Annotated in this window: 22 protein-coding genes; 12 read left to right on the plus strand and 10 right to left on the minus strand. The window is 71.1% G+C overall.

Features of this window, described 5'->3' with window-relative positions; all coding sequences use genetic code 11:
• The first annotated feature begins 63 nt into the window (after nt 1-63).
• Together ACG04R_RS01760 and ACG04R_RS01765 are read left to right on the plus strand one after the other, a co-directional pair.
• On the plus strand, nt 64-642 hold the full coding sequence (locus ACG04R_RS01760) for a TMEM165/GDT1 family protein (protein ID WP_394405952.1): 579 nt from the start codon (nt 64-66) through the stop codon (nt 640-642).
• A gap of 75 nt (nt 643-717) precedes the next feature.
• Nucleotides 718-1,044: a DUF805 domain-containing protein gene (locus ACG04R_RS01765; RefSeq protein WP_394405953.1), complete on the plus strand. Its 327-nt coding sequence runs from the start codon at nt 718-720 to the stop codon at nt 1,042-1,044.
• 61 nt (nt 1,045-1,105) lie between these two features.
• Here ACG04R_RS01765 and ACG04R_RS01770 read toward each other — a convergent pair whose 3' ends face one another.
• Nucleotides 1,106-2,212 carry an SGNH/GDSL hydrolase family protein gene (locus ACG04R_RS01770; RefSeq protein ID WP_394405954.1) on the minus strand — a complete coding sequence of 369 codons (1,107 nt, stop codon included), beginning with the start codon at nt 2,210-2,212 and terminating at the stop codon, nt 1,106-1,108.
• A 211-nt stretch (nt 2,213-2,423) separates the two neighbouring features.
• Nucleotides 2,424-3,923 carry a glycerol kinase GlpK gene (glpK, locus tag ACG04R_RS01775; RefSeq protein ID WP_394405955.1) on the minus strand — a complete coding sequence of 500 codons (1,500 nt, stop codon included), beginning with the start codon at nt 3,921-3,923 and terminating at the stop codon, nt 2,424-2,426.
• A 23-nt stretch (nt 3,924-3,946) separates the two neighbouring features.
• Here glpK and glpD point away from each other — a divergent pair, with 23 nt between their 5' ends.
• Nucleotides 3,947-5,440 carry a glycerol-3-phosphate dehydrogenase gene (glpD, locus tag ACG04R_RS01780; RefSeq protein WP_394405956.1) on the plus strand — a complete coding sequence of 498 codons (1,494 nt, stop codon included), beginning with the start codon at nt 3,947-3,949 and terminating at the stop codon, nt 5,438-5,440.
• 7 nt (nt 5,441-5,447) lie between these two features.
• On the opposite strand, the gene ACG04R_RS01785 is transcribed toward glpD, so the two are convergent.
• A complete protein-coding gene (locus ACG04R_RS01785; protein WP_394405958.1) occupies nt 5,448-6,119 on the minus strand; it encodes a hypothetical protein in 672 nt (223 codons plus the stop codon).
• Between the two features lie 76 nt (nt 6,120-6,195).
• Between ACG04R_RS01785 and ACG04R_RS01790 the strand changes: the two genes are divergently transcribed.
• On the plus strand, nt 6,196-7,158 hold the full coding sequence (locus ACG04R_RS01790; RefSeq protein ID WP_394405959.1) for a DMT family transporter: 963 nt from the start codon (nt 6,196-6,198) through the stop codon (nt 7,156-7,158).
• Between the two features lie 204 nt (nt 7,159-7,362).
• On the opposite strand, the gene ACG04R_RS01795 is transcribed toward ACG04R_RS01790, so the two are convergent.
• Genes ACG04R_RS01795 through ACG04R_RS01805 form a run of 3 tightly spaced genes read right to left on the minus strand, consistent with a single transcriptional unit; the run spans nt 7,363 to nt 9,821 of the window.
• Nucleotides 7,363-8,130 carry a metallophosphoesterase gene (locus tag ACG04R_RS01795; RefSeq protein ID WP_394405961.1) on the minus strand — a complete coding sequence of 256 codons (768 nt, stop codon included), beginning with the start codon at nt 8,128-8,130 and terminating at the stop codon, nt 7,363-7,365.
• A 54-nt stretch (nt 8,131-8,184) separates the two neighbouring features.
• Complete coding sequence (locus ACG04R_RS01800) at nt 8,185-8,946, minus strand: UPF0149 family protein (RefSeq protein WP_394405962.1); 762 nt, start codon at nt 8,944-8,946, stop codon at nt 8,185-8,187.
• A 20-nt stretch (nt 8,947-8,966) separates the two neighbouring features.
• Entirely contained in the window at nt 8,967-9,821 is an 855-nt protein-coding gene (locus tag ACG04R_RS01805) for a 23S rRNA (adenine(2030)-N(6))-methyltransferase RlmJ (protein ID WP_394405963.1), read from the minus strand.
• 113 nt (nt 9,822-9,934) lie between these two features.
• On the opposite strand from ACG04R_RS01805, the gene ACG04R_RS01810 reads away from it, so the two are divergent.
• The gene (locus ACG04R_RS01810) at nt 9,935-11,026 is read left to right on the plus strand and encodes an alkene reductase (protein ID WP_394405964.1); all 1,092 of its coding nucleotides are present in this window, start codon (nt 9,935-9,937) and stop codon (nt 11,024-11,026) included.
• Here ACG04R_RS01810 and ACG04R_RS01815 read toward each other — a convergent pair.
• Nucleotides 11,023-12,180 carry a hypothetical protein gene (locus ACG04R_RS01815; protein WP_394405965.1) on the minus strand — a complete coding sequence of 386 codons (1,158 nt, stop codon included), beginning with the start codon at nt 12,178-12,180 and terminating at the stop codon, nt 11,023-11,025. The genes ACG04R_RS01810 and ACG04R_RS01815 overlap by 4 nt on opposite strands.
• Nucleotides 12,181-12,266: 86 nt before the next feature.
• Between ACG04R_RS01815 and ACG04R_RS01820 the strand changes: the two genes are divergently transcribed.
• Nucleotides 12,267-13,631 (plus strand): pyridoxal phosphate-dependent decarboxylase family protein, encoded by a 1,365-nt coding sequence (locus ACG04R_RS01820; RefSeq protein WP_394405967.1) that lies wholly within the window; start codon nt 12,267-12,269, stop codon nt 13,629-13,631.
• Here ACG04R_RS01820 and ACG04R_RS01825 read toward each other — a convergent pair.
• Nucleotides 13,603-14,169 carry an MOSC domain-containing protein gene (locus ACG04R_RS01825; protein ID WP_394405968.1) on the minus strand — a complete coding sequence of 189 codons (567 nt, stop codon included), beginning with the start codon at nt 14,167-14,169 and terminating at the stop codon, nt 13,603-13,605. The genes ACG04R_RS01820 and ACG04R_RS01825 overlap by 29 nt on opposite strands.
• Nucleotides 14,170-14,277: 108 nt before the next feature.
• Between ACG04R_RS01825 and ACG04R_RS01830 the strand changes: the two genes are divergently transcribed.
• Both ACG04R_RS01830 and ACG04R_RS01835 read left to right on the plus strand, forming a co-directional pair.
• A complete protein-coding gene (locus tag ACG04R_RS01830) occupies nt 14,278-15,534 on the plus strand; it encodes a cation:proton antiporter (RefSeq protein ID WP_394405969.1) in 1,257 nt (418 codons plus the stop codon).
• On the plus strand, nt 15,531-16,646 hold the full coding sequence (locus ACG04R_RS01835; protein ID WP_394405970.1) for a YbdK family carboxylate-amine ligase: 1,116 nt from the start codon (nt 15,531-15,533) through the stop codon (nt 16,644-16,646). Before ACG04R_RS01830 ends, ACG04R_RS01835 begins: the two co-directional genes overlap by 4 nt.
• Here the strand turns inward: ACG04R_RS01835 and ACG04R_RS01840 are convergent.
• On the minus strand, nt 16,643-17,503 hold the full coding sequence (locus tag ACG04R_RS01840; RefSeq protein ID WP_394405971.1) for a LysR family transcriptional regulator: 861 nt from the start codon (nt 17,501-17,503) through the stop codon (nt 16,643-16,645). The two genes, ACG04R_RS01835 and ACG04R_RS01840, sit on opposite strands and share 4 nt — an antisense overlap.
• A 74-nt stretch (nt 17,504-17,577) precedes the next feature.
• On the opposite strand from ACG04R_RS01840, the gene ACG04R_RS01845 reads away from it, so the two are divergent.
• On the plus strand, nt 17,578-18,462 hold the full coding sequence (locus ACG04R_RS01845) for a DMT family transporter (protein WP_394405972.1): 885 nt from the start codon (nt 17,578-17,580) through the stop codon (nt 18,460-18,462).
• A gap of 7 nt (nt 18,463-18,469) precedes the next feature.
• Here the strand turns inward: ACG04R_RS01845 and ACG04R_RS01850 are convergent, their stop codons facing one another.
• Nucleotides 18,470-19,099 (minus strand): TetR/AcrR family transcriptional regulator, encoded by a 630-nt coding sequence (locus tag ACG04R_RS01850; RefSeq protein WP_394405974.1) that lies wholly within the window; start codon nt 19,097-19,099, stop codon nt 18,470-18,472.
• Between the two features lie 123 nt (nt 19,100-19,222).
• Here ACG04R_RS01850 and ACG04R_RS01855 point away from each other — a divergent pair, with 123 nt between their 5' ends.
• The 3 genes from ACG04R_RS01855 to ACG04R_RS01865 are packed head-to-tail and all read left to right on the plus strand — an operon-like array spanning nt 19,223 to nt 22,550.
• Nucleotides 19,223-20,536, plus strand: coding sequence for an NAD(P)/FAD-dependent oxidoreductase (locus ACG04R_RS01855; RefSeq protein ID WP_394405975.1), 1,314 nt, complete (start codon nt 19,223-19,225; stop codon nt 20,534-20,536).
• 5 nt (nt 20,537-20,541) lie between these two features.
• Nucleotides 20,542-21,297: a DUF1365 domain-containing protein gene (locus ACG04R_RS01860; RefSeq protein WP_394406486.1), complete on the plus strand. Its 756-nt coding sequence runs from the start codon at nt 20,542-20,544 to the stop codon at nt 21,295-21,297.
• Nucleotides 21,294-22,550, plus strand: coding sequence for a class I SAM-dependent methyltransferase (locus ACG04R_RS01865; RefSeq protein WP_394405976.1), 1,257 nt, complete (start codon nt 21,294-21,296; stop codon nt 22,548-22,550). The genes ACG04R_RS01860 and ACG04R_RS01865 overlap by 4 nt, the downstream gene beginning before the upstream one ends.
• Nucleotides 22,551-22,564: the final 14 nt, after the last annotated feature.

Below are 22,564 nucleotides of genomic sequence, written 5' to 3' on the forward strand. Positions count from 1 at the left end.
AGCCCGCATGCTGCGCGGGCCGCCTGCCAGCTCATGTCAGCAGCAGCCCGGACAATGCCGCCGATGCAAGCCTTCCTCATCGCCACCGGTCTGGTGGCCCTCGCCGAAATCGGCGACAAGACCCAGCTCCTCGCCTTCATGCTCGCGGCCCGCTTCAAGCGGCCGGGGCCCATCGTGCTGGGCATCTTCGTCGCGACCATCTTCAACCACGCCCTGGCCGGGGCCATCGGCGGCTGGCTGACCCACTTCATCGGGCCGGTGGCGCTGCGCTGGGTGCTGGGCCTGTCCTTCCTCGCGATGGCGGCCTGGATGCTGGTGCCCGACAAGCTCGACGAGGACGACGCGCCCAAGCCCGGACACGGCGTGTTCGTGACGACGGTCATCGCCTTCTTCCTCGCCGAGATGGGCGACAAGACCCAGATCGCGACCGTCGCGCTGGCAGCCCGCTTCCCGGCGGACTTCATCGGCGTCGTCTCCGGCACGACGGCCGGCATGATGTTGGCGAACGTGCCGGCCGTGCTGGTGGGCGGCAAGCTGGCGCAGAAGCTGCCGGTCAAGCTGGTGCACGGCATCGCGGCCGCCATCTTTGCGGCGCTGGGCGTGGCGACGCTGGCGGGCGCGGGCGAGAGTCTGGGTTTCTAGGGGTGCGACCTGGGCGGTGACGCCCTAGCATCCCGGCCGACCCACCACGCCAACCAACCGCTCGAGGGAGAGCCCGTGAACTTCCAGGAATCGATCAAGACCTGCTTCAACAAGTACGCCGACTTCTCGGGCCGCGCCAGCCGCCCGGAGTACTGGTGGTTCGCGCTATTCGTGTTCCTCGGCTGCGTGGTGACGTCGCTGGTCAGCCACTGGCTCTACATCGCCTTCGCCCTGGGTACGCTGGTGCCCCAGCTCGCGGCCGCCGCGCGCCGCCTGCACGACACCGGCCGCAGCGGCTGGTGGCAGCTCATCGCCCTGATCCCGCTGATCGGCACCATCGTGCTGATCGTCTTCCTCGCGCAGGAAAGCAGCAGCGAGGGCGAGGCGCTGATCGGCCAGTAACCGGCCAGCAGGCGCCGCCCAGCGCGCCGCCGCGGCATCCACTTGCGGCGATTGATCCGCTTCAGTGGCGGCCCGCGGGCCAGATGTTCTGCTGCCCGTCGAGATGCCGCGCGAGTGCATCGGCGATCCGGCGGTCGTCCGCGACGCTGGGATGCCAGTCGCAGCCGGCCATGCCCAGCCCGGGTACCGGCACGAAGCCGATGCGCGCGATGCCCGAGCGCCGGGCCTGCTCCACCACGCGCGCCACCTCGGTCTGCACCTCCGAGCCATCGGGCGCCGCGATCCACAACACGATGTAGGCGCCAGGGTGGCGGCGGTGCAGTTGTTCGGCGAAGCGGACGAAGGCGGCTTCATAGGCCTCGCGCAGCTGCTCCCGCGTGGCCCAGGGCTCGCCGGCACGCAGCGGCGTCGAAAAGTCGTTGGTGCCCAGACTGACGGCGATGACCTGCGGCCCCCACCCCGGAGGGTCGGCGGGCTGGCTCCTGTCGAACAGCGCGAAGGGATAGGCCTGCGGCAGCGTGTCGGCCGCGAAGCCGTCGTAGTTGCGCACGACGCCGCGGCCGGAAATGGCGTTGACCTGGTAGTCGGCGTCGTAATGCGCCGCGACGAGGGCGCCGACGCCCTGCGACGTGTCGGTGGTGGCCCAGACCTCGGCGGGCGTGCATTGCCGGACAGTGGAGGTGTTGCCGTAGCCGACCGTATGCGAATCGCCGATGAACTCGATCTGTCGGCTGCGGCCCGGCAACGCCACGGGCTCGGTGCCCGCCGCGGCGAAGAAACCTCCGAACGCCGTCGGCCCGCTCTGGCTTTCGCTGGCGACCGCGACCCGCAGGCGGTGGGTGCCGCTGCGCTTGAAGTGGGAGACGCGGTAGAGGCCGGGCGCCGGCTTGACCAAAGGAATTGCGGCTTCGCCGTCGACGCTCAGGCGCAGGCTGACGTCGCCCGGGCCGACGCGGAAGTAGACCTCGTCGCCGTTGAAGCCGGTCTCGAAGTAGGTGCCGGGCCATTGGCGCAGCAGGGAGCCGTCGGGCTGCTTGGCAACGCGGCCGTTCACGTTCGCTGACCACGGCTTCAGGCCGGCCGGCTCGGCGGCCACGTGGGCGACCTCCTGGGCCATGGCCCCTTGCAGGCACAGCGCGGCGCCCAGTCCCATCAGTGTCTTTCGCATCAATTCGTCCCGTCTGTATTCATTCGATAAGCGCAGCGTTTCACTCGTCGCTCGCTATCTCGTCCAACGCATCACGTGGCGCGACCCTCGCGAGTACAGCGCCTTCGTGTTCGATCACGACCAGGCAATCTTGCAGCGGATCGCCCACTGCGATCGCACTCGCGGGTCGCCGTTTCTGATGCCTGCTGCGCCTGCGGGACGTCATGAAGCCTCACGCGGCCAGCACCTGCCGCACCGCCTTGTCCCACTGCGCCAGCCGCGCAGCGGCTTCATCACGCGACATGCACGGCTCGAAGGCACGGTCCAGTTGCCAGATGGCCCCGATCTCGTCCGCCGACGCGTAGACGCCCGCGCCGATGCCGGCCAGCAGCGCCGCGCCAAGGGCCGTCGTCTCGATGACCTTCGGGCGCAGCACCGGGATACCCAGCAGGTCGGCCTGGAACTGCATCAGCAGGTCGTTGGCCGACGCGCCGCCGTCGACGCGCAGCTCCTTGAGCTGCGCAACTCCCGAACTTGGCAGCGCCGTCAGCCGCTCGGCGGCACCCACGTCGGCATTCATCGCCGACAGCACCGCCGCGCTCTGGAAGGCGATGCTCTCCAGCGCGGCACGGGCGATGTGGGCCTGCGTGGTGCCACGCGTCAGGCCCAGCAGCGCGCCGCGCGCGTCGGCCCGCCAGTAGGGCGCGCCGAGGCCGGCGAAGGCCGGCACGAACATGACGCCGCCGGCATCCGGCACGCTGAGCGCCAGCGCCTGCACCTCGCTGCTGGCGCCGATCGCATGCAGGCCGTCACGCAGCCACTGCACGACGGCGCCGCCGACGAAGACGCTGCCTTCCAGCGCGTACTGCGGCGTCGCGTCCAGCTGCGCGGCGCGCGTCGTTAGCAGGCCTTGCGTGGACGTGCGCGCCTGCGTGCCCGTGTGCATCAGCAGGAAGCAGCCGGTGCCGTAGGTGTTCTTGGCCTGGCCGGGCTGCAGTGCCGCCTGGCCGAAGAGGGCGGCCTGCTGGTCGCCCGCGATGCCGGAGATGGGCACGCCGAATTCAGCCGCCTGACCGTACATGCCCGCCGACGGCCGCACCTCTGGCAGCAGCGCGCGCGGGATGCCGAACAGCGACAGCAGCTCCTCGCTCCAGTCGCCGCGGTGGATGTCGAACAACAGCGTGCGCGACGCGTTGCTGGCGTCGGTCGCGTGAACCTTGCCGCCCGTGAGCTTCCACAGCAGCCAGCTGTCCACGGTGCCGAAGGCCAGTTCGCCGCGCTCGGCACGTGCACGGGCGCCGGGCACCTGGTCGAGCAGCCAGCGCAGCTTGGTGGCCGAGAAATACGGGTCCAGCACAAGGCCGGTCAGCTCGCGCACGCGCGGCTCCAGGCCTTGGCGCTTCAGGTCCTCGCAGAACGCGGCCGTACGCCGGTCCTGCCAGACGAGTGCCTTGTGGATCGGCTCGCCCGTCTTGCGGTCCCACAGCACGACGGTCTCGCGCTGGTTGGTGATGCCGATGGCCGCGACCTTCACACCCGTCTTGGCCACGGCTTCCCGCGCGCAGGCGATCTGCCCTTCCCAGATCTCGTTGGCGTCGTGCTCGACCCAGCCCGGCTGCGGGAAGTGCTGTGTCAGCTCGCGCTGCGCGACGGCCAGCAGCCGGCCGTCCCGGCCGAAGACCATCGCGCGCGAGCTGGACGTGCCCTGGTCCAGCGCCAGCAGTGCTTCCATCGCTTGTCCCTTAGAGTGAGTGCATGGCTGACGATTTTGACGTCGTGGTGGTGGGGGGTGGCATCAACGGCACGGGCCTGGCGCGCGACCTGGCCGGGCGCGGCTGGCGCGTGCTGCTGGCCGAGCGTGAGGATCTCGCCTCGCACACGTCGTCGGCATCGACGAAGCTCGTGCATGGCGGGCTGCGCTACCTGGAGACCTACGAGTTCTCGCTGGTCCGCAAGGCGCTACAGGAACGCGAGGTGCTGCTGCGCAGCGCGCCGCACCTGATCCGGCCGCTGCGCTTCGTGCTGCCGCACGCACCGCACCTGCGGCCGGCCTGGATGATCCGCATCGGGCTGTTCCTGTACGACCACCTCGCCAGGCGCGAGCTGCTGCCCGGCTCGCACGGCCTGCGCCTCGCCGGCGGCGTGTACGGCGCGCCGCTCAAACCTGAGTTCACACGCGGCTTCGTCTACTCCGACGGCTGGGTGGACGACGCCCGCCTCGTCGTGCTGAACGCGCTGGACGCCCAGGCCCGCGGCGCCGAGGTGCTGACGCGCTGCGCCGTCACGCAGGCGCAGCGTGGCGCGGACGACTGGCAGATCACGCTCGGCAACGGCCGCCGCCTGCGCAGCCGCGCCCTCGTCAACGCGGCTGGCCCGTGGGCCGAGCGCTTCCTGCGCGACCACACGCAGGGCGCCAACGGCAGGCCGCTGCCCGCGCGCGGCCTGCGGCTCGTGAAGGGCAGCCACATCGTCGTGGACCAGCGCTTCACGCACGACCACGCCTACATCTTCCAGAACCCCGACGGCCGCATCATCTTCGCCATCCCCTACCAGGAGCGCTTCACGCTGATCGGCACGACCGACGTGGAGCTGCCCGAGCACGAGGAGCCACCAGCGCGCGCTGCCATCGAGGCCGCCGAGGTGGACTACCTGTGCGAGCAAGCCAGCCGCTACCTGGCCCGCCCGGTGGCGCCCGCGGACGTGCTGTGGACCTACGCCGGCGTGCGCCCGCTGCTGGACGAAGGCGGCTCGGCGTCGTCGGTCACGCGCGACTACCTGCTGGAGGCCGACGCAGGTTCGGGCGAAGGCGGCGCGCCGCTGCTCAACGTCTGGGGCGGCAAGCTGACGACCTACCGCAAGCTCGCCGAGGACGGCGCGACGCAGCTGGGCGAGCTGCTGGGCAAGGCCGGCCAGCCGTGGACGGCCGGCACCCACCTGCCCGGCGGCGACCTCGGCCGGCATGGCGTGGACATGGCCGCCTTCACGGCCGAGCTGCAGGCGCGCCATGCCGGCCGCTCGCCGGCCGTCGTCGCGCGCATGGCCCACGCCTACGGCAGTGCCACGGCCGGGCTGCTCGCGTCGCCGGGGCGCGAGATCGCGCCCGGCCTGTTCGAGGCCGAGCTGCAGCATCTGCGGGACAAGGAATGGGCCTGCAGCGCCGAGGACGTGCTGTGGCGGCGCAGCAAGCTGGGCCTGCACTACACGCCCGACGAACGCGCAGCGGTGGCGGCCTGGTTCGACGCGCGCTGAATCGCGCTCAGAACGCGACCTTGAAGCCCGCCGTCATCAGGTGGGCACGGCCGCCGCCCAGGCGACGGCCCAGCGAGGCATCGACGAAGACCCGCTCCGGCACCAGCGCGACGCGCAGCGCCCCGTTCAGCCAGGGCCGGCCATGGTCGTCGCCGAAGACCTCGGCCATGGGCTGCCAGCGGCCCTCGTCGCCCAGGCCGTTGTGCTCGGCGGCCACGGCCCAGTTCGTGCTGCGCTGCCCGTGCACATCGTCGCGCTGGTGGCCCAGCATCAGGTGCATCAACCAGTCTCGCGAGACCGGCAGCGTGGCCGCCAGGTTGAGCACCACGCTGCTGCGTCGCCAGCCCACATCGACATGGTGGTGCGCCAGGCCCCAGGCCAGCGACAGCGCGGCCTCGCCGTCGCGCCAGGGCGCGGCCAGCAGCCGCGTCTTGCCGGCGATGCCGATCTCGCGCGGCTTGAGCACCTGCAGCCCGAGCTCGGTCCGCGCACTCACGCCGCAGGCCAGCTGCAGATAGGTCTGCGGCGTGTCGTCGCCGCCGGTGCGCCAGTCGGTGTAGGCGCCCTCGACCTCGCAGGCGTGCTCGTCGATCACGGGCGCGTCCTCGGACTGCAGCGGGCGCCCGGCCTGGGCGCTGCAGGCGGCGAGGGCGAGGCTCAGGGCGAAGGTGCTGCGCATGGCGCCAGCGAGGCTAGCAGAGCCTCATGTCGCCTGCCCAGGGGTGCAGCCCCGGCTTTGGTGGAAGATGCACGCCATGCTGTTGGGATTGCTGTTCGCCCTCGCCGCGGGGTTGATGTGGGGGCTGGTGTTCGTCGCGCCCGTGATGCTGCCGGGCTATGCGCCGGCGCTGTTGACCGTGGGCCGCTACCTGGCTTTCGGGCTGGTGGCGCTGCCGCTGGCGCTGCTGCTGGACCGCCGCGCGCTGCGCGAGCTGGCCCCCAGCGACTGGTGGGAGGCAGCCAAGCTCAGCCTGGTCGGCAACTTCCTGTACTACCTGTGCCTGTCGGCCGCCATCCAGCGCGCCGGCGCGCCGCTGCCGACCATGATCATCGGCACGCTGCCGGTGGTCATTGCCGTCTGCGCCAACCACCGCAACCGCGTGCGCGACGGCCAGCTGCCGTGGGCGAAGCTGGCGCCGTCGCTGGGCTTGATCGCGGCCGGCCTGGCCCTCGTCAACCGCGACGAGCTGCACGCGCTGCAGGCCGAGGCCGGCGACCCGCGCCGCTACGCCGAGGGGGCGCTGCTGGCCTTCTTCGCCGTGGCCTGCTGGACCTGGTACCCCATCCGCAACGCCGACTGGCTGCGGGCCCACGCCGACCGCTCGCCGCGCGCGTGGGCCACGGCGCAGGGCCTGGTCACGCTGCCGATGGCGCTGATCGGCGCGGTGCTGCTGGCCGCCCTCCACCTCGCCGCGCCGGGCACGCTCATCCCGGTCGGCTACGCCTTCCCGCTCGGCGAGAAGCCGTGGGCCTTCGTGGGCCTGATGGCCGCCGTGGGCCTGTTCGCATCGTGGCTGGGCACGCTGTGCTGGAACGAGGCCAGCCAGCGGCTGCCGACGTCCCTGTCAGGCCAGCTCATCGTCTTCGAGACACTGGCCGCGCTGGCCTACGCCTTCACGTGGAACCAGCGCATGCCACCGCCGGCGACGATCGCGGGCGTCGTGCTGCTGGTGGCGGGCGTGATGTGGGCGTTGCGGATCAAGCCGCAAAAGATCTGACGCCCCTCGTCCAAGGAGTACCTTGGCCGATCCCCCAAGGGACGGCGATGCTCACGGCATTGAGCCGCTCGCACATCGCCAGACGGGCCGGCTTGGTGAACTGGAGTCGGACACAAGCAGTCCCTGCGGACTGCTTGTGCCTACGGAAGGCCATGGGCCTCTGGCCCATGGCAGGCCCGGCGCCCGGCCCGCAAATACCGTGATTCACGGCGTGCCGAACACCTCGACGACGCGCTGACCGTCGAAGCCATCGGCCTCGCCCTTGCGGAAGTGGCCGCGCGCGTTGGCGACGACGCGGGTGTCGCCGAGCCGGTAGTCCTGTCGGCAGTGCAGGTGGCCGTGCAGCCAGAGCTGCGCGCCAGGCATCAGATCCTCGTCGTCGTTGCAGAAGCTGGCCGTGCCGGGCTGGCGGCCGTAGCGCGGGTCGGCGCTCTTCAGGCTGGGGGCGAAGTGAGTGATGGCGACCGTCGCGTCCCAGTCGCCGGTGCGCGCGAGCTCGTTGGCCAGCCAGGCGCGGCTTTCCAGCGCCAGCGCGCGCACGGCGTCGACACCGAAGACCTCGCCGTCGCGCGTGGCCTGCATGACCTTCTGGAAGTAGCCGCCGGCCCGCATCGCGCGGTCGCGGCCCGAGGGGCCGAAGGCGTCGAAGTCGCACCAGCGCGTGCAGCCGACGAAGCGCACGCGCCGGCCCTCGGCGTCGGCGATGACGACGGACTCGTCGTCCAGCATGCGCAGACCGATGGCATTCACATAGGCCCGCAGCGTCTCGCGCGCCTCGTCCACGTCACGACCGTCGAACTCGTGGTTGCCGGGCACGAACAGCACCGGCACCGGCCAGCCGCGGAACAGCTCGAAGCTGCGCCACGTCGTGTCGATGTCGCCAGCCAGGATCAGCAGTTCGGCGCCCGGGGCGGGCACCGGCTGATACGACTCCGTCTCGAGATGAAGGTCTGAAAGAAGCTGGAGTTTCAAGTCAGTGGGGGACAGAGCTTGGCGCTGCGCGCCGGCGGTCCGTCCCGCAAGTCATTAGTTCGCACCGTGGCACTGCTTGTACTTGCGACCGCTGCCACACGGGCACGGGTCGTTGCGACCGACCTTGGGCGTGTCGCGGCGGATGGTCTCGACGCGGTAGCGCTCGGCTTCGGTCAGGTCGGCCAGGTCCGCCACCGTGACGACCAGTTCCTCGATGGCGTCGTCCAGGTCCTTCAGCGGGTACTCGCGGTTCAGCGTCGCGACGACTTCCTTCTCCTCGTCGGTCTCGGCCGGCAGGTGGCGGTACAGCCGGGCCAGCGCGGCGGCGACGTCGTCGTTGGGCATGTCGGCCAGCTCGGGGAAGCACAGCGCCGCGTGCTGGAAGCCGGCGACCCAGGGCATCAGCGAGCGCGACAGCGGACCCAGCGCGTCGTAGCTGGCGCGCGCGGACTTCTCCTCGTCGGTCGCATCCTCGGGCAGCGGCTCGGGGGTCTGCTCCTCGTCGACCTCCAGGATGACGGGGTCGAACCAGCCGTCTTCCACCAGGCCCTTGTTCAGCGCGGCGTGGCGGCGCTCGACGAGCTGGGTCAGGCGATCCAGCCAGGCGGCGTCCACGGTGTCGGGCAGCAGGCCACCGTCGTAGTCGAAGATGTTGGGCAGCCACTCGTCGACGTCGATCAGGCGCGGCTGCACGATGACGCCGCAGAGGTAGCCGTCCAGCATGGAGGCGTCCAGCGGCTGCAGCGGCGCGGGCGTCGCCGCGAGGAGTTCGTCGAGTTCGGCGAACTCGGCGTCGGTCAGGTCTTGGGTGCTCATGGGGCGATTGTCCTTCCGGCTCAGGCGGCCTTCTGCTCCAGCACGAAATTCGCGCCGTCGTACTGGCCCAGGCGCTCCACCAGCAGCGGCAGGCACTCGGCCAGCTCGTCGTGCAGCGTGAACGGCGGGTTGGCGATGAACATGCCGCTGCCCATCATGCCGAAGCCCTTCTCGTCGGCCTGCGTGACGGTCAGGCGCACATGCAGCCAGCCCTTCTTGGCGGCGGCGTCGGCGCTGGCCTTCAGGCGCTGAGCGAGCTGGGTCGATTCCAGCAGCTGCAGCTGCGGGTACCAGATCATGACGACCGTGTCGGCCGCGCGCTCCAGCGCCTCGCGCAGCGCGGCCAGCACCTTGCCGTAGTCGGTCTTGATCTCGTAGGACGGGTCCATCAGCAGCGCGGCGCGGCGTGTGGGCGACGGCAGCTCGGCCTTGATGGCGCTGAAGCCGTCACGGTCGCTGACCTGCGTGTTGGCGCGGCCCTCCAGGTAGCTGGCCAGGATGCGGTGGTCGGTGGAGTGCAGCTCGTAGACGCGCAGCCGGTCGGTCTCGCGCAGCAGCATGTTGGCGATGGCCGGCGAGCCGGGGTACTGGCGCAGCTGGCCGTCGGGGTTGAAGGCGCGCACCAGGTCCATGTAGTCGGCCAGCGGCGCGGGCAGGTCGGTGGCGTCGTACAGGCGCGAGACACCGGTGCCGTACTCGGCGTTCTTCTGCGCGTAGCGGCCCTCGACCGAGTAGCCGCCGGCGCCGGCGTGGGTGTCGATGAGGGTGTAGGGCTTGTCCTTCTCACCCATGTAGCGCAGCACGCGGGTCAGCACGAGGTGCTTGAGGACGTCGGCATGGTTGCCGGCATGGAAGGCGTGGCGGTAGGCGAGCATGGGGTGATTGTCGCTAAGAGGTCGGTAACACAGCCCCATCAACCCCGCTCGGCCGGGGAAAGTGATGCGGCGGCTAGCCTTGCGGCCATCGATTCCGCCCCCATCTCCCCACGATGACCACCCTCTTCGACCCCGTCCGCTTCGGCGACATCCAGCTCGCCAACCGCATCGTCATGGCCCCGCTCACGCGCAACCGCGCGGCGGATCAGACGCCCCACGCGCTGCACGTCGAGTACTACCGCCAACGCGCCAGCGCCGGCCTGATCATCACGGAAGCGACCCAGATCCGCCCCGACGGCCAGGGCTATTTCGACACGCCGGGCATCCACACGCCCGAGCAGATCGCCGCCTGGAAGCAGGTGACCGACGCCGTGCACGCCGAAGGCGGCAAGATCGTCGTGCAGCTCTGGCACGTGGGCCGCATCTCGGTGAACAGCCTGCAGCCGGGCGGCCAGCGGCCCGTGTCGTCCACCACCCGCGCGGCCAAGACCAAGACCTACGCCGCCTACGGCGAGCTGGTGCCCACCGCCGAGCCGCGCGCGCTGGAAACGCACGAGCTGCCGCAGCTGATCGCCGACTACGTGCAGGCCGCGAAGAACGCGATGGCAGCCGGCTTCGACGGCGTCGAGATCCACAGCGCCAACGGCTATCTGCTGGACCAGTTCCTGCGCGACAGCGCGAACGACCGCAGCGACGAGTACGGCGGCAGCATCGAGAACCGCGCTCGGCTGCTGATTGAGGTGATGACGGCCGTGGCCGGTGCCATCGGCGCGGGCCGCACCTCGCTGCGCCTGAGCCCGGTCACGCCCAGCAACGACATCGGCCAGGACAGCAACCCGCAGGCGCTGTTCAACCACGTCGCCGAGCAGTTGGCGCCGCTGAAGCTGGCCTTCCTGGAAGTCGTCGAGGGCGCCACCGGCGGCCCGCGCGACAACGCGCCGTTCGACTACGCCGAGCTGCGCCGCCGCTTCAACGGCCCCTACATCGCCAACAACGGCTACGACCGCGCGATGGCGCTGGACGCCGTGGCCAGCAACCGGGCCGACGCGGTGGCCATCGGCCGGCCGTTCATCGCCAACCCCGACCTCGTCGAGCGCATCCGCGACGACCTGCCTTGGGCCGCGCCGCGCAAGGAGACCTTCTACGGCGGCGGCGCCGAGGGCTACACGGACTACCCGACGGTCCGGGCCACCGAGACCGCCTAGGACTGGAAGGCGCCCGGGTGCCTGGCCGGCCCGGTCAGGGCCACGCTGGTGTGCGGATGCCGGTACTCGCGCGTCGGCGTGAGCCGCACGCCCTCGGCCTCGCCGGCATCCTGGGCCTTGCCGCGCAACGATGACTCCGGCCTGAGCCGGAAGTCGTCGCGCGAGGCGCGCACGAACTCGTCCCATTCGGCCTGGAAGTTCGCGCGGCGCGTCCAGTGGCCTTCGGCGGCCAGCTGGGGGGTGCCGACGAGCAGGTTGTTGGCCAGCACCACGTCGATGTCCCGCGGCGTCACGCGCAGCCAGATGCCGCCACTGGGCTTCTGGTCCACCAGCGTGTTGTTGACAAGATAGAGCGCCTGCTTCGGCCACTTGGCGCCCTCCACGCCGAAGGAGATGACGTGGGGGTTCTCCGTCGTCGAGCTCTGCATGATGAGGTTGCCCATGACGACGGCGACGCCGCCGTTGGGAAACTCCAGCTCGTAGCTCGCGCGGCCGCCGATCTCGTCGGTGAGGCGGTTGTAGAGGATGTGGTTGACGGCCGCGCGGCTCTTCAGCAGGTGGCCCAGCAGGCCGTGGTGGAAGTAGCTGCCGGTGACGGCCAGCCGCTTGATGGCGCCGACGTAGCAGTTGTGCGTGAGGCCGCTGCGCAGCGGGATGGGGCCGAAGTCGCAGTCGACGATGTCCAGCTCGATGCTGTCGTCATTGGCCGTCAGCAGGCCGTTCTCGTTGTCGCGGAAGCCGCAGTCCACCAGCGTCAGCGAACCGGCCTCCAGGCGGATGCCGGCGCCGTTGCGGTCGGGCACCGTGCAGCCGATGAAGTCGAAGCCCTCGATGCGCTGGCGCCGGCCCGACATCACGAACAGGCCCTTGCCCTGCACATGCGCGCCGGCCGCGATGACACGAACCCGGCCGCCCACGGCGCGCAGGGTCAGATCATGCTGCGGCCAGGCGGCGGCGTCGCCGACATAGTCTCCCGCGTCGACCTCGACGACCATGTCGTCACGGGCCTGGCGCGCCGCCGCCGCCAGCGACTTGACGGCGCGGCGCGGGCCAACCTGCAGCACCGGGCCGGCATGCACCAGCCCTGGCGCCAGGCCGGCCATCAGCAGGGTTCGTCGGCGCAGCGCCGGCAGGCAGGCATCGGATCGCATCATGCGCAGGTCGTCACCCGTGTTGAGGAGGGCTGCATTGAAGCATGCAGCCCACAATCGCCGGCATCCGCAAGAGGAGGGCTCACGCCATGAAGGACCTACTCGAAGACGCCGCCCGGCGCGCCATCGGCTACCTGGAGGGCATGGGCGAGCGCCGCGTCGCGCCGGACGATGCCGCCGTGGCCGCGCTGGCGCGCCTGCGCGTGCCGCTGCCCGACGGCCCGCAGCCGGCGGCCCAGACGCTGAGCGAGCTGGACGAGCTGGGCTCGCCCGCGACGCTGGCCATGAACGGCGGGCGCTTCTTCGGCTTCGTCATCGGCGCGTCGCTGCCCGTCAGCATCGCGAGCAACTGGCTGACGACGGCCTGGGACCAGAACGCCGCGCTGCATGCCTCGTCTCCCGGCGTCGCCGTGTTCGAGAGCATGGCCCTGGGCTGGGTGCTGGAGTTGCTGCAGCTGCCCGCCACGGCCGGCGGCGCCTTCGTGACGGGCGCCACCATGGCCAACTTCTCCGCGCTGGCCGCGGCCCGCCATGCGCTGCTGCGGCGCGAGGGCTGGAACGTGGAGGCCGACGGCCTGTTCGGCGCGCCCCCCATCACCGTGGTCATCGGCGAGGAAGCCCACCCCACGCTGCTGAAATCGCTGGGCATGCTGGGCCTGGGGCGCAACCGCGTCGTGCGCGTGCCGGTGGACGGCCAGGGCCGCATGCGCGCGGACCGGCTGCCGGCGCTGCGCGGCCCGACCATCCTGTGCACCCAGGCCGGCAACGTGAACACCGGCGCCTTCGACCCCTTCGAGCCGCTCGTGGCCGCGGCCCACGCGCAGGGCGCCTGGGTGCATGTGGACGGCGCGTTCGGCCTGTGGGCGGCCGCCAGCCCGGCGCATGCGGGCCTGGTGAGCGGCATGGCCGCGGCGGACTCCTGGGCCACCGACGCGCACAAATGGCTGAACGTGCCCTACGACAGCGGCATCGCCCTCGTTCGCGACGCCCAGCCGCTGCGCGCCGCGATGGCCATCTCGGCCGACTACCTGCCCACCGAGAGCGAGTTCCGCAACCCATCGGACTACACGCCCGAGCTGTCGCGCCGCGCGCGCGGCGTGGACGTGTGGGCCGCGCTGCGCACGCTGGGCCGCAGCGGCGTGGCAGCGCTGGTGGAACGCTGCTGCGCCCATGCCCGCCACTTCGCCGACGCGCTGGCGGCCGAGGAAGGCTGCCAGGTGCTGAACGACGTGGTGCTGAACCAGGTGCTGGTGAGCTTCGGCGATGCCGACCGGACGCGGCGCGTCATCGCAGCGCTGCAGCAGGAGGGCAGCCTGTGGGCCGGCCCGACGGTCTGGCAGGGGCGGACGGCGATGCGGCTCAGCGTGAGCTCGTGGGCGACGACCGACGACGACGTGACGCGCAGCCTGGCCGCCATCCGGCGCGTCACACGCGCTTGCGCATCTTCGCCTTGAACAGCTCGGCGATGCCGACCTCGCGCGGCCCGGGGAGCAGCTCGAAGGCCTCGCCCGCCGCGATCGTTCCCTCGCGCTTCACGGCCAGATAGAAGCCGCAGTAGCCGCTCTGCGCCATCATCTTCACGGCGTGCTGGAAGCCCATGTGCGCGTTCAGCTTGAAGCAGGGGTAGCGCGGCTCGGAGACGACGAACTCGCAGTCGGGGAAGCGCAGCAGGTCGCCCTGCCAGACGCGGGTCTCGAGCAGGCCCGTGATCGTCAGGTTCTCGCCGAGGCCGCCCGGCTGCAGCTCGCCATCGACCTGGGCCTGGCGGCGCATCGTGGACCAGATGGCGTAGTGCTCCTGCGGGTAGGCATAGACGGCCTTGGCCGGGCCGCCGTGATGGCGCGGGTCGGCCTGCTCGTCGCCCTCCAGCCCCAGCGGGCCGACGGCGACCCGGCCCGGCCGGGTGCGCTTGTGGATGGCCGATTCGAGGCTCTCGCCGTTGGTCGCCGCGAAGCGCTCGATGCGGGCGGTGTTGACGCTGAGTAGCTGCATGGCCCGCATTGTCCGAGAGGCGCGGTGCGGCATTTCGGCGTCTTGGCCTACACGATTGGTCACAAGTCGCATCTAGTCTCGGGCAGCAAGCTTGAGAAGGGAGAGCGCATGACTGCACTCGACAGTGGCGCCAGGGTGTGGGCCGGTCTGGCCGTCACACCATCCAGCGAATTGATGTTCATCGTCGGCGTGCTGCTGGCCGGTGCGCTGGCTGGCGAATTCATTGCCGCGACGACGCGGCTGCCGCGCGTCGTCGGCTACACGCTGGCGGGCTGCTTCGCCGCCGCCTTCGGCCACGGCGTGGCCATGCCGCTCAACGGCGCGGCGCAGACGGTGACCGATCTGGCGCTGGGCCTGCTGCTGTTCGAGATCGGCAGCCGCGTGAACCTGCGCTGGCTGCGCCGCAACCCGGGCCTGCTCGCCACGAGCCTGGCCGAGTCGCTGCTGAGCGCCCTGGCCGTGGCCTTCGTGCTGCGCTGGTTCGACGTCGGCTGGCAGACGGCCGTGGCCTGCGCCATCCTCGCGATGCCGGCGCCGGCCGCCGTGTCGGGCCGCGTGTCGCTGGAGCTGGGGGCCGAGGGTCAGGTCACGCAGCGTGCGCAGCTGCTGACGGCGCTGAACACGCTGTACGCCGTCGTCGCGCTGACGCTGATGCGCACCTGGTGGGCTGCGGACGACGGCGGCAGCCTGCCGCAGGCGCTGGCCGGCTTGGCCATGTCGCTGCTGACGACGCTGGGCGTGGCCGCGCTGCTGGCCGGCGCCGTGTTCCTCGCCGCACGACGGCTGGACCTGCGCAACGAGAGCGCGGCGCTGCTGCTGTTCGGCCTCGTGGCGTTCGCCATCGTGGCCGCGCGCTCCATCGGCGTGTCCACGCTGCTGATGCCGTTGCTGGCCGGCCTTCTGCTGCGCAACACCAGCGAGCGGCCCTGGGTGTGGCCGCGCCACTTCGGCACGTCGGGCGGCGCGCTGGTGCTGATGCTGTTCGTCATCGCCGGCTCGGCCTGGTCGCCCAAGGTGCTGGTGGCCGGCGGCTTCGCGGCGCTGGCGCTGCTGGCGGCGCGCTTCCTCGCCAAGGCGGTGGCCATCGTCGCACTCGCGCCTGCCGCCAAGGCCAGCTGGCGGCAAGGCCTGGCACTGGCCATCACGATGACGCCGCTGTCCGCTACGGCCCTGGTCATGCTCAGCGAGCTGATGCGCGCCGAACCCGAGCTGGCAGCTGGTGCCGTGCCCATCATCCTGGCCAGCATCGCCGTGCTGGAGCTGGCCGGCCCCATCGCCGTGCAGTTCGCGCTGAGGCTCGCGGGCGAGCTGCCACCGACGCCGAAACGCGCGCCACGCAACAAGGACAGGGAGGTCGGCCCATGAGCCTCGGCGTTTTCTCGACATCGCAGCCGCTCACGCTCGGCGTGGAGCTGGAACTGCAGATCGTCAACAACGATGACTACGACCTCGCGCCCGTGTCGGGCGACCTGCTGCGACTGGTGAAGAAGCACAGCATCCCCGGCAACATCACGCCGGAGATCACCAGCAGCATGATCGAGCTGTCGACCGGCGTCTGCACAGGCTTCAACCAGGTGCTGTCGGAGCTGGGCCAGATCCGCGATGCGCTGGTGGACTGCGCCGAGCGGCTGGACGTGAGCCTGTGCGGCGGCGGCACCCACCCCTTCCAGCACTGGAAGCGCCAGCGCATCTTCGAGACGCCGCGCTTTCACGAGCTGTCGTCGCTGTACGGCTACCTGTCCAAGCAGTTCACGATCTTCGGCCAGCACGTGCACATCGGTTGCCCGAGCGCCGACGAGGCCCTGGTGCTGCTGCACGGCATGAGCCGCTTCATCCCGCACCTGATCGCGCTCGCGGCCTCGTCGCCGTTCGTGCAGGGCGAGGACACGGGCTTCGACTCGGCGCGGCTGAACTCGGTGTTCGCCTTCCCGCTGTCGGGCCGTGCGCCGTTCGTTCAGACCTGGAGCGAGTTCGAGCGCTACTTCACCAAGATGACGCGCACCGGCGTCGTCGCGGGCATGAAGGACTTCTACTGGGACATCCGTCCCAAGCCCGAGTTCGGCACCATCGAGGTCCGTGTGCTGGACACGCCGCTGACCATCGAGAAGGCGGCGGCCATCGCCGGCTTCATCCAGTGCCTGGCGCGCTGGATCACCGTCGCGAAGCCGTTCACGCTCAGCGAGGACGACTACCTGCCGTACACCTTCAACCGCTTCCAGGCCTGCCGCTTCGGGCTGGACGGCACCTTCGTCGACCCCGAGACCGGCGAGCACCGCGTGCTGCGCGACGACCTCATCAGCGTGCTGAGCAGGCTCGACACGCATGCCGGCGACCTGCGCGCCGAGGCCGCGCTGCAATACCTGCGCCGCGAGATCAACGGCGTCGGCAACGACGCGGCCTGGCTGCGCCGCATCGAGGACGAGAACCACCTGCTGCCCGAGGTTGTGCGCCAGGCATCGAGGCGCTGGCACGGCTAGGCGTTCGCCTGCCGCAGCGTCTGCACCAGCATCTGCTGCAGGCTGTCCACCGCCTTGTTGCCCCGGGACGCCTGGCTGCGGTAGACGGCCACCTGCATCGGCTCCAGCGGCCCCAGGCCGTGTTCCAGGCCCAGCACCTGCAGGTGAGGCGGCGCGCTGCACTGCGTCAGCGCGGCGATGGCCAGGCCGCTCTCGACGGCAGCGATCTGGCCGGCGAGGTTGGAGCTGTTGTAGACCACCTTGTACGGCCGGCCCTGCAGGGCCAGCGCGTTGATCGCGCTGCGCCGGCCAAGGCTCGCCTCCTCGTAGACGGCGATGGGCAGCGGGTCGCGCGCCCACACGTCGAACTGCGGCGAGCCCACCCAGACCATGGGCTCGTGGAACAGCAGCGTGCCGCGGCGCGCGTGGTCGCGCGAGACCAGCGCCAGGTCCAGCTCGCCGCGCTGCACGCGCGGGATCAGCGCGGTGGATTGCTCGCAGTCGAGCCGGATCTCTACGCCGCCATGGCGCGGCGCGAAGCGCTTCAGCACCGGTGTGAGGTATTTGCTGGCGTAGTCGTCCGGCACGCCCAGGCGTACGACGCCGGAGATCGCATCCGCCCGCAGCGCCGCCTGCGCCTCGGCCTGCAGGTCCAGCATGCGGCGCGCGTAGCCCAGCAGCGTGCGGCCCTCGTGCGTCAGCTCCAGCAGGCGCGGGCCGCGGCGCAGCAGCGCGTGGCCAACGGCGTGCTCCAGCTTCTTGATCTGCATGCTGACGGCCGGCTGCGAGCGGTGCACCTCGGCTGCGGCGGCAGACAGCGAGCCGGCGTCGACGGTGGCGACGAAGCACTTCAGCCAGTCGATCTGCAGATCCCTCATGGATTCGGTAAGCGAATGAATGCTCGTTGAATTATGAGCTTTTCGATTTGAAGACAGGCCTTCACAGTAACGGCATGTCCTCCCCCTCTCCCGCTCCTGTCGATGCCCGCGCCGGCGGCCTGATGGCGCTGCTGTGCGGGGTCTGGAGTCTGCAGCAGGTCTCACTGAAGGCCGTGACGGGTGACGCCAGCCCCATGCTGATGGTGGCGCTGCGCTCCGGCATCGCACTGGCCTTGCTGGCGCTGCTGATGCACCACCGCGGCGAGGCGCCGCAGCGCGAGCGCTGGAGGCCGGGCTGCGTGGCCGGCGCGCTGTTCGGGCTGGAGTACCTGCTCGTGGCCGAGGCGCTGCGGCTGACACAGGCCTCGCACGTCGTCATCTTTCTCTACACGGCACCGCTGTTTGCCGCACTGGGCCTGCACGCGAGGCTGCCGGCCGAGCGGCTGGCCGCGCCGCAGTGGGCAGGGCTGGCGCTCGCGTTCGCGGGCATCGCGCTGGCCTTCCTCGGCGGGCAGCAGGGCGAAGGCCACGGCGCGCTCGTCGGTGACCTGCTGGCGCTGGGCGGCGGCATGGCCTGGGGCGCGACGACGATCACGCTGCGCGGCTCCAGGCTGGCCGCCGCACCGGCCACCGAGACGCTGCTGTACCAGCTGCTGGGCGCCTTCGCGCTGCTGCTGCCGGCGGCGGCGCTGACAGGCCAGTGGCATTTCGAGTCGACGATGCGTGTGTGGGCGCACCTGGGCTTCCAGAGCCTCGTCGTGTCGTTCGCCAGCTTCCTGGCCTGGTGCTGGCTGCTGGGCCGCTACCGCGCGGCACAGCTGGGCAGCTTTGCCTTCCTGACACCGCTGTTCGGCGTGCTGCTGGGCGTGGGGCTGCTGGGCGAGCGGCCCGACGCCGGCTTCATCGCCGGCAGCTTGCTCGTGCTGGCAGGCGTCGCGCTGGTGGCGAGGAAGCGCTGACGCCGCGTCAGCCCGCGCGGCCGGCCAGGCCGTCGAAGGTGGTGGACGAGACCCAGTCCAGGATCTGCTCGGGCGTGTACTGGCCCGAGTCCTTGAGCAACGCCACGACAGGGTCGCAGGCGCGTGCGAACAGCGTGTAGAGCACCAGCTCCGGCGGCAGCGCGGCGCTCAACTGGCCGCTGGTCTGCGCCTCGGTGATCCAGATGCTGAGCCGGTTGCTGAGGGCCAGCAGCCGGTCCATGTAGTCGTCGTTGGACTGCAGCGACGCGCTGAGGTTGGAGTTGTGCGCCGGCAGCGACGGCATCTCGCCCTGCAGCTGCGTCTGCATGGCCCAGCGCGTCACGGCCTTGAGCTGGTCGACGGGCGTCACCGCCGGGTCGGCCTCGGCGCGGGCGCGCAGTTCGTCGACGAAGGCCAGCGCGCGATCCAGCACGCCCACCATCGCGGCACCGGCCAGGTCTTCCTTGGACGGGAACAGCTTGTACAGGCTGGCCTTGGCCAGGCCGGCGTCGGCGGCCACCTCGTCCACCGTCATCGCGTCGTAGCCCTTGGTGGCCAGCAGGCGGTTGACGGCGGCCACGATGGCGTCCTGCCGCACGCGCTGCAACTGGTCTCGGATCGATGGACGGGCTCCCATGGCGGTGGATTCTAGACCGTCGAGGCTGTCGCAAAAACCCGATAGTGCAATTTTCAGACTCATGAGTTATCGTTTGAACTCATCAGTTCACGTTTTGACCTGATTGGTTCAAAAGGAGTCTTCATGCGCCGTGTTGCAGTGGTCGGGTCGGGGGTGGCGGGTCTCGCCGCGGCATGGCGGCTGGCCACATCGCCGGGCGAGCGGCAGGTAACGCTGTTCGAGGCCGGCGCGTATTTCGGCGGGCATGCCAACACGGTGGACCTGACGCTGGACGGCGTCACGCATGGCGTGGACACGGGCTTTCTCGTCTTCAACGAGCGCACCTACCCGCTGCTGATCCAGCTGTTCGCGGACCTGGGCGTGGCCACGGCCCCGTCGGACATGTCGTTCTCCGTGCAGGTGCCGCGCGCCGATGGCCGCGCCGGCCTGGAGTGGAGCGGCAGCTCGCTGAACACGGTGTTCGCGCAGCGCAGCAACCTGCTGCGCCCGGGCTTCTGGCGCATGCTGAGCGAGATCCTGCGCTTCAACCGCCTGGCGACCGACCTGGCCCAGCGCGGTGACGACGCCGCGCTGCAGGGCGCCATCGGCGACTTCCTCGACACGCACGGCTTCAGCAGCGGCTTCCGGCGCGACTACCTGCTGCCGATGATCGGCTGCATCTGGTCCTGCCCCACCGACCAGATGCTGCGCTTCCCGATCGGCACGCTGATCCGCTTCTGCCACAACCACGGCCTCATCCAGGTCACGGACCGGCCGCAGTGGCACACCGTGCGCGGCGGTTCGCGCGAGTACGTGAAGCGCCTCATCGCAAAGCTGCCGGACGCGCGGCTGAACACGCCCGTGCTGGGCCTGCAGCGCGCCGACAACCACGTGCGCGTGCTGACCCGCCAGGGCGCCGAGTCGTTCGACGCCGTCGTGCTGGCCTGCCACAGCGACCAGGCGCTGGCGCTGCTGGGCGACGGCGCCCGCCCCGAGGAACGCGCCGTGCTGGGCGCCATCCGCTACCAGCCCAACGTGGCGGTGCTGCACCGCGACGCCGCCGTCATGCCGCAGCGCCGCGCCGCCTGGGCGGCCTGGAACTACGAACGCGCCGACGCACCGAGGGAGCAGGCCCAGGTCTGCCTGCACTACTGGCTCAACCAGCTGCAGCCGCTGCCGTGGCAGCAGCCGGTCCTCGTGTCGCTGAACCCGGCGCGGCCCATCCGCGACGAGCTGGTGCACCAGCGCATCGAGTACAGCCACCCGGTGTTCGACGCCGCGGCCGTCCAGGCCCAGCAGCGCCTCGGCGGGCTGCAGGGCCGCCAGCACACCTGGTTCTGCGGCGCCTGGTGCGGCTACGGTTTCCACGAGGACGGCCTGCGCGCCGGCTTCGCCGCGGCCGGAGGCGTGCTGCAGGCCGAGGCCCTCGCGCCGCAACAGGAACGGACGGCCGCGTGACGGCACTGAACAGCCCCTGCATCGGCTTCGGCGCCGTCTGGCACCGGCGCCTGCGGCCGGTCGTGCACGAGTTCCGCTACCGCAGCTACTTCCTGATGCTGCCGCTGCGCAGCCTGCGCACGCAGGACTGGCCGGCGCTGAACCGCAACCGCCGCGGCTGGCTGAGCTTCCACGACCGCGACCATGGCGACGGCGGCGAAGACGCGCTCACGTGGTTCGAGCAGCTGCTGGCCAGCGAAGGCATCACCGACGCCGACGGCGAGGTCTGGCTGCAGACCTTCCCGCGCGTGCTGGGCTACGCGTTCAAGCCCGTCAGCTTCTGGTACGCCCACCGCGCCGACGGCACGCTTGCGGCCGCGGTGGCCGAGGTCAACAACACCTTCGGCGAACGCCACGTCTACCTACTCGCCGGCCCCGACCTGGCCTGGGGCGCGGAGGCGACGGCGCGCAAGGTCTTCCACGTGTCGCCGTTCTGCAGCGTCGACGGCGACTACCGCTTCCGCTTCGAGCGCCAGCCGGCGCATGCGCTGGCCCGCGTCGACCTGCACGACGCCGGCGGCCCGCTGCTGCAGACCAGCGTCGCCGGGGCCCTCGAACCGATGACGGCCGCCGCCGTGCGCCGCGCCTTCTTCGGCACGCCGTTCATGACGCTGGGCGTCGTGCTGCGCATCCACTGGCAGGCCTTGCGCCTGTGGGTCAAGCGCGTGCCCTTCTTCCGCAAACCCGAGCCGCCGCAACAGGCCGTGAGCCGATCCGCATGAGCACCACCACCGCACTCTCCTCGACCGCCCGTTCCTCGCGCCGGCCCGCCGCGGCCCGCCGCGTGCTGCGCCTGCTGGAGCGCCTGCCCGTCGGCCAGCTGGACCTGCGACTGCCCGACGGCACGCAGCTGCGCCTGCCCGACCACGCCGACGGCCCGCGCGCGCAGCTGACCGTGAACGACTGGGCGCTGTTCGACCGCACGCTGAAGTCCGGCGACATCGGCTTCGCCGAGAGCTTCATCGCCGGCGAGTGGGACAGCCCCGACCTCGCCGCGCTGATGCGCCTCGTGCTGCTGAACCGCGAGCACATCGAGGGCGTCATCTACGGCAGCTGGTGGGGCCGCCTGGGCTACCGGCTGCGCCACCTGCTGCGCCGCAACTCCCGCGCCGGCAGCGCCCGCAACATCCACGCGCACTACGACCTCGGCAACGACTTCTACCGCCTCTGGCTGGACCCCGGCATGAGCTACAGCTCGGCCTGGTTCGAGGGGCGCGACGCCAGCGAGCTGAGCGGCGCCGACCTCGTCGCCGCGCAGGACGCCAAGTACCGCCGCGCGCTGCGCGAGGCCGGCGCGGCGCCGGGCGCGCGCGTGCTGGAGATCGGCTGCGGCTGGGGTGGCCTGGCCGAGCTGGCAGCGCGCGAGTTCGGCGCCCGCGTGACCGGCGTGACGCTGTCTTCCGAGCAGCTCGCCTGGGGCCAGCAGCGCATGCAGGCCACGGGCCTCGCCGCCCAGGTGGAGCTGCGCTACCAGGACTACCGCGACCTGCCCGCGCAGCACGCGGCCGAGCCCTTCGACGCCATCGTCTCCATCGAGATGTTCGAGGCCGTTGGCCATGAGTACTGGCGCGGCTACTTCGACACGCTCGCCGCCTGCCTCAAGCCCGGCGGCCGCGCCTGCATCCAGACCATCACCATCCGCGACGACCTGTTCCCGCGCTACCTGACCTCCACCGACTTCATCCAGCAGTACATCTTCCCCGGCGGCCTGCTGCCCAGCCCGTCGGCCTTCGAGGCCGAGGCGCGCCGCGCCGGCTTCGTCGTCGAGAACCGGCTGGCCTTCGGCGCCGACTACGCCGAGACGCTGCGCCGCTGGCGCGACGCCTTCGAGGCGAAGCTGGACGCCGTGCAGCGCCAGGGCTTCGACCGCCGCTTCCAGCGCATCTGGGGCTTCTATCTGGCCTACTGCGAAGCCGCCTTCGACACCGGCAGCACCGACGTCATGCAGTTCACGCTGCGCAAGCCCGCACCATGAACCGCCGCACCGCC

Origin of the sequence: Pelomonas candidula (assembly GCF_043555985.1) — a bacterium.
Lineage (GTDB): Bacteria > Pseudomonadota > Gammaproteobacteria > Burkholderiales > Burkholderiaceae_C > Pelomonas > Pelomonas candidula.